Here is a 6,462-nt window from a genome sequence, read left to right on the forward strand (position 1 = left end):
AACCTTCTGAACAAAACCCAATCGTTACCATGAGATTGGTCGAGTTGGCTCTTGAGGCAGGTATACCAAAAGGGGTGTTAAATGTTGTCCATGGCGGTAAAGATACAGTAGATGCGCTGTGTGATCACCCAGATATAAAAGCGATGTCTTTTGTTGGCTCAACCGCAGTGGGCAAGCATGTATATGACCGTGCAGGTCAGGCTGGTAAACGTGTGCAATGTATGATGGGCGCGAAAAACCATGCCGTCATCATGCCTGATGCGAATAGAGAGCAGTCTCTGAACCAGTTAGCAGGCGCAGCATTTGGTGCAGCAGGACAGCGCTGCATGGCACTGTCTGTCGTCGTGTTGGTTGGTGAATCTAAGCAATGGGTGGATGACATTGTAGAAAAATCAGCTCAGCTGGTGGTATCCGCTGGCAAGGACGACAAAGATTTGGGCCCATTAATATCTAAGCAAGCCAAAGCACGTGTAGAGCGCTTAATCCAAGCGGGCGTTGATGAAGGAGCAACCCTCAGACTAGATGGTCGTGGTTGTCAGGTAGCAGGTTACGAAGACGGTAACTTTGTGGGGCCAACTATCTTAGACAATGTGACAGCGGATATGGGCTGTTATACCGAAGAGATTTTTGGTCCTGTCCTGTGCATTATGTATGCCGACACACTTGAGGAAGCCATCGAAATTATCAATACTAATCCGAATGGTAATGGCACGGCCATCTTCACCCAGTCTGGCGCCCATGCGCATAAATTCCAACAACATATAGACGTCGGACAAGTCGGTATTAATTTACCAATTCCAGTACCGCTACCTATGTTTTCTTTTTCAGGGTCTAGAGCCAGTAAGCTCGGTGACCTAGGTCCTTATGGCAAGCAAGCGGTGCAGTTCTATACTCAGACTAAAACAGTGATATCGCGTTGGTTCGATGAAGATGCCAGTGAAGGCGTAAATACCACTATATCTATGAAATAAGTATGGGATCTATCAAACTTAGTAAATGATATTAGAGCGTGTGATTGATTAAAGCATAAGACCAGATAGACGGTAGCTTATGATCCATTAGTTTTTTAATTGACAACACGCTCTAGATAAAAATATATAAAACCAAATGGTGAATTTTATGAATTTCAATACCATGCCAGAAATCATTGCAGATATTAAAGCAGGGAAGATGGTCATACTCATGGATGATGAGGATAGGGAAAACGAAGGTGACCTGATTATGGCAGCCTCTTTAGCCCAGCCTGAAGATATCAACTTCATGATTACACATGCAAGAGGTTTGGTCTGTTTGACCTTGACTGCCGAGCGTTGCAAAAAATTGAACTTACCTTTGATGTGCGAAGACAACCAAGCACCTTATAGTACGAATTTTACCGTTTCAATTGATGCAGCAAAAGGTGTTAGTACTGGAATATCAACGGCGGACAGAGCTCAGACTATCAGAACGGCTGTGTCTCAAGACGTTACCTCTGAGGACGTAGTGACCCCAGGACATATTTTCCCACTAATGGCGAAAGAGGGCGGTGTCTTAGAGCGGGCAGGACATACTGAGGCTGGTTGCGACTTAGCTAGGTTGGCTGGTTTAGAGCCTGCGGCGGCCATTGTAGAGATCATTAATAAAGATGGTGAAATGGCTCGTAGAAACGATTTAGTTAAATTTGCCGATACTCATAACTTAAAGATAGGTACTATCGATGAGCTGATTAAATATATTGAGTGTCAAGAGACTGCTAAACACACCGCTAATAATTTTGAAGAAGCGCTAACGTATGATTACTATGACAGCGATGAGTGTACCGTTGAATTTATTTAGTAAATTGGACTTAATGTTAGAACGTTATAAACCATTAGATGCTTTTACCGCAATTTAAATTTTACTGAAATTGGGCAGGTACATATGTTAATTAAAAAATATCCTTGTAAAAACGATACTTCAAAAACAATTGTCTTTAGTTCGGGCTTAGGCGGGCATGCTGATTTTTGGTTGCCTCAAATTGAGTGTTTTACAGAGCATTATAATGTAGTTTGCTACGAACAAGAGGGCGTATCACCTGATAGTGGGCTCTTACCCGATAACTATTCTATGGAAGATTTAGCAGATCAATTAATCAACATTTTAAAGGAAGAAGGACTGTCTAACTGTCATTTTGTCGGTCACGCACTTGGTGGCTTTATCGGTATTGAGGTCGCTCACAAAGCGCCAGAATTATTAGATAAGATCGTGGTTTTAAATGGTTGGGAAAGCTTAGATTCCCATACTATTAAGTGTTTTAGTATGCGCCAAAGTTTGATAGAAAATACAGGTATCGAGGCGTTTGTACGAGCTCAAGCAATATTCTTGTATCCACCGATTTGGATCTCAGACAACATAGAAGCACTCACACAAAAAGAAAATAAAGCCATCGCGAGTTTCCCTCCAGTCAAGAATGTCTTAACCCGATTAAAAGCTTTACAGGCTTATCAGCCCTTGGTAAATGCTCAAAATATTAAAAATAAAACATTAGTCTTAAGTAATCTGGATGATGTTTTGGTGCCATGGCAACGTGGTCTGGCCTTGGCTGAAAACATGCAAAACACCCAATTTGAGTTGATGGTAACGGGTGGACATGCCAGTACCATCTCAGAAACCTGCTCAACCAATAGCAAAATTCTTCAATTTTTATCTAAAGTTTAATATCAATTAGGAAGTGTTATGAATAATTCATTATCGTTATCTACCGAAGATTTTGATCAGCTATTTAATAAAGCTCGGTCCTTTAATACTTGGCAAAAAAAAGACGTCTCAAACGCATTAATCGAGGAGATTTATGACTTGGTTAAGATGGGTCCGACATCAGCCAACGGTTCACCTGCTAGATTTGTATTTCTAAAATCTGATGAAGCTAAAGCGCGCTTGAAACCAGCGTTGTCATCAGGAAATATTGAAAAAACCATGACAGCACCTGTCACAGTTATCGTCGCTTATGATGATGAGTTTTATGAGAAGCTTTTAAAGCTATTTCCACATACTGATGCTAGATCTTGGTTTAATTCAAGCCCTGAGCTCATAAAAGAGACCGCATTTAGAAACAGCTCGATGCAAGCAGCTTATCTGATCTTAGCTTGTAGAGGCTTGGGTTTAGACACGGGGCCTATGTCTGGATTTGATAATGAGTTGGTGGATAAAACCTTTCTTAAAGATAGCAAATGGACCTCAAACTTACTGATTAATATAGGTTATGGCGAACCGGATGAGTTATATAGCCGTCTGCCAAGATTGGACTTTGATGAGGCTTGTCAGGTTTTATAAAATAGGTTGTCCGTTCAATGTGACAGGAAAAATGACATTGAGAGAAAGTACAGACTAAAGGTATAGTCAAAGAACGCTAAAGTGGGTACAAGCCAGCCGACTGAAGACTGTACAAGTAGTACGTCTAAGAAGGCTCGCTGTAGCGGTTTAGTAGTTCGCTGACTATATAATTAAAAAACACATAAACTGGCATGCAGCTATAAGAAATCAAAGAATAAAATGTCAACGTAATCTAGCCGCCACTCTTTACATTTCTGTTTAATCCACGCCCACATCTGCTTTCTTATAGAATGTGGCATTATCCATAATGATCGCATTACATCTTGGTATGCTTGATAGCAGAAGATATAGATTAGTATTTATATCGTTGCCGTCAGTTAGTTGAAAATGCAGAAACTATGGTATGAGATATATTAAGAGAGTAGCTCTTAAATAGATAGATTGGTTCAAAAAAACATGTTTAGTTATGTACTAAATTCATAACTTGACAAGCAGTGTACGGAGTCGCTTTTTGAATATTCTTATTTACGCCTGTCAATATAAGATCAATAAAAATAGAGTATTTATCAGACCTCGTTTGACGAATGCTCCATAGCAATACTTATCATATTTTTAACTGTTGGTGACATTGAACCTCGTCGCCATACCAGCATGAGCTCCATTGGTAAATCAAGGTCATTTAATCCAATTGAAACAACATTTGACGGTAAGTTGACAGTCGACATTTCTGGCACGATAGTGCAACCTACTCCAGATGATACTAGAGTTAGCATAGCTGCATTATCACTACCTCGTTCGACTACATTAGGAAAAAAACCATTTTGGTGAAAATGATTTATTAGATGGTCGTGGTAATTGCAGGTAGCTTCTCGATCAAACCAAATGAAGTCATGTTGACCAATATCTGCTAGCTTTTTTGGAGGATTCTTGGCCAGTGGTGAGCTGCTGTGCATCACCAGCACCAACCGATCGGTATGAACTTTGATAGCATTTAGACAAGAGTCAGTCGGAGGGAAAAAAAGCAAACCTACATCTATCTGCCCTTGTTGTAGTGACTTAATCTGAGGACCAGAAAGCATCGTATTCATTTTCAGAATTACTTGTGGAAAACGAGTACGAAATACATGAAAAAATTCCGCCAGCTCTTTTACCCACAGGAGCATTACAGTTCTGCCTATAACTATCTCTCCAGCTTGTCCTTGCTCAAACAGACGAATTTTTTGTTCGGCATGTGTTAGCTGATTTAGTATCTGTTTTATGTCTCTATGAAAAACCTCTCCTGCAGCTGTTAACTGAACCCCTTGGGATGTTCGTATGAGTAGTTTAACGCCCAGATCTTTTTCTAATGCACGAATTTTTCGTGATAAGGCAGGTTGCGCAATATAAATTTGGCGAGCTGCCTGAGAAAAAGACCCTTCGTTTACAACTGCATCGAAATATACTAGCTGTTTTAGATCCATATCTTCCTATTAAGCCATGCTGTTTTGGCATAGGACATGCCCAAATTGGTATCTTTATCATAGCCTAAATAATGCTAGATTGAAATAAGAGACATACTTCATGTCTTTGTATAAATAAATTTTTATTTAGGAGTCAGCCTTTATGGAAGGTTTTTTTTCTAGTCATTTGAGTGAATTTAAAAGTCTGCGGCGTGACTTGCACCGCAATCCTGAATTAGGTTTCGAAGAGTACAGGACTTCATCTAATGTTAAGGATCTGTTAACTGAATTGGGTTTGCCCTTTGTCAGTGGTTTGGGGATTACTGGTATTGTCGCAACTGTTGAAGGAAGCTTACCTGATAATGGTAAGAGAGTAGGTTTGAGGGCTGATATGGATGCGCTTCCAATGCAAGAGAAGTCCGAGCATGCGCATCGTTCGGAAAATGACGGCTGCATGCACGCTTGTGGACATGATGGTCATACAACTATTTTAATCGCAGTCGCTAAGTATTTAGCTGGGCATCGAAATTTTGCCGGAATCATTTATTTGGTTTTTCAACCAGCCGAAGAAGGTGGTGGCGGTGGGGCGAAGATGGTTGAAGATGGGCTTTTTCAGCAATTTCCAATGGACGCTATATTTGGCCTTCACAACTGGCCTTATATTGACGCTGGAAAAATTGCGGTATTAGACGGTCCTGCTATGTCAGCTGTCGATATTGTTGGTATTGAAATCAAAGGAAAAGGTGGGCATGGCGGTGTGTCTCCTCATCTGACCACAGATCCTATTAGAATTGCTGGCACACTTATTCCTGCTTTGCATTCTATTGTTAGTCGTGAGTTTGATCCGAAAGATCCAGTGGTACTAAGCCTGTGTTCTATTCAGGCTGGACAGATACCAGCATTCAATGTCATTCCCGATACAGCGTTGCTAAGTGGTACTGTGCGAACCTTCTCCAAAGATAATCAGGAGCGTATCCAAGCCAGTGTCGAACGTATTTGTGCTGGAACGGCTATTAGCTTTGGTGCTGAAATTGATCTTGATTATCAGCAGGTTTTTCCTGCTACCGTGAATGATGTAGAAAAGGCTGAATTTGTTCGTAATATTATCAAGCAAGATTTTCCTCAAGGTACTCTCGATGAGACGGTAGAGCCTTCTATGGGAGGGGAGGATTTCTCCTTTATGTTAAACGCTTGCCCAGGCGCTTATATTTTTCTTGGTAGTGGCACAGGTCCTAACTCTGAACCATTGCACAGCCCGTTATTTGACTTCAATGACGATGTAATTCCTATTGGTGCCAAACTTTTGACTTCTATCGCACTACAGTCACTCAATAGCGATTAAATTAATGTTTAGCTAGCATTCTGAAACAGCATCTAGAACGTTTCTAATTAGGGGGAATTATGAAAAAACGACTGCCTATGCATCCTGCAATGATGGTTTATTTTATCATCTGCGTATTGGCTTTGATTTGGCCAGGTGCAGCCATCGCTAACCGTATTGATCCTATGATAATAGGGCTGCCTTTCTTTATCTTTTGGAATTTAGCATGGTTATTTATGTGTTTTATAGGAATGGTAATTTGCTACAACACTGAAGGAGAAAGCGAATGACTTCATCTGCAATGCTCATTACAGGTATTACTGTAAGTTATTTAATATTAGTTTTGATAGTAGGCGTTTTAGCCAAACGTGGTCAGAAATCGACACTGGAACAGTATGTGACTGGTGGTTG

6 protein-coding genes and 1 pseudogene are annotated in these 6,462 nt (G+C 40.7%); 6 read left to right on the forward strand and 1 reads right to left on the reverse strand.

Annotation, left to right across the window (positions count from 1 at the left end; all coding sequences use genetic code 11):
• The 4 genes and pseudogenes from mmsA to ACT3SX_RS13055 form a co-directional block, all read left to right on the forward strand.
• The coding region (mmsA, locus tag ACT3SX_RS13040) for a CoA-acylating methylmalonate-semialdehyde dehydrogenase (protein ID WP_444761773.1) at nucleotides 1-971 on the forward strand (971 nt) is incomplete at its 5' end.
• Nucleotides 972-1,119: 148 nt separating this feature from the next.
• Nucleotides 1,120-1,794 (forward strand): annotated as a pseudogene (gene ribB, locus ACT3SX_RS13045) (3,4-dihydroxy-2-butanone-4-phosphate synthase); the annotation flags it as partial.
• A 105-nt stretch (nucleotides 1,795-1,899) separates the two neighbouring features.
• Nucleotides 1,900-2,676, forward strand: a complete 777-nt coding sequence (rutD, locus tag ACT3SX_RS13050) for a pyrimidine utilization protein D (protein WP_442062733.1) — start codon at nucleotides 1,900-1,902, stop codon at nucleotides 2,674-2,676.
• An 18-nt stretch (nucleotides 2,677-2,694) separates the two neighbouring features.
• Nucleotides 2,695-3,291 (forward strand): malonic semialdehyde reductase, encoded by a 597-nt coding sequence (locus ACT3SX_RS13055; RefSeq protein WP_442062735.1) that lies wholly within the window; start codon nucleotides 2,695-2,697, stop codon nucleotides 3,289-3,291.
• Nucleotides 3,292-3,857: 566 nt separating this feature from the next.
• Here the strand turns inward: ACT3SX_RS13055 and ACT3SX_RS13060 are convergent.
• Nucleotides 3,858-4,751 carry a LysR family transcriptional regulator gene (locus ACT3SX_RS13060; RefSeq protein ID WP_442062737.1) on the reverse strand — a complete coding sequence of 298 codons (894 nt, stop codon included), beginning with the start codon at nucleotides 4,749-4,751 and terminating at the stop codon, nucleotides 3,858-3,860.
• A 142-nt stretch (nucleotides 4,752-4,893) separates the two neighbouring features.
• Between ACT3SX_RS13060 and ACT3SX_RS13065 the strand changes: the two genes are divergently transcribed.
• Nucleotides 4,894-6,072 (forward strand): amidohydrolase, encoded by a 1,179-nt coding sequence (locus tag ACT3SX_RS13065; RefSeq protein ID WP_442062740.1) that lies wholly within the window; start codon nucleotides 4,894-4,896, stop codon nucleotides 6,070-6,072.
• Between the two features lie 59 nt (nucleotides 6,073-6,131).
• The gene (locus tag ACT3SX_RS13070) at nucleotides 6,132-6,341 is read left to right on the forward strand and encodes a DUF3311 domain-containing protein (RefSeq protein WP_442062742.1); all 210 of its coding nucleotides are present in this window, start codon (nucleotides 6,132-6,134) and stop codon (nucleotides 6,339-6,341) included.
• The last annotated feature ends 121 nt before the right edge of the window (nucleotides 6,342-6,462 follow it).

Source organism: Psychrobacter sp. AOP31-B2-9 (assembly GCF_052378005.1).
Classification (GTDB): domain Bacteria; phylum Pseudomonadota; class Gammaproteobacteria; order Pseudomonadales; family Moraxellaceae; genus Psychrobacter.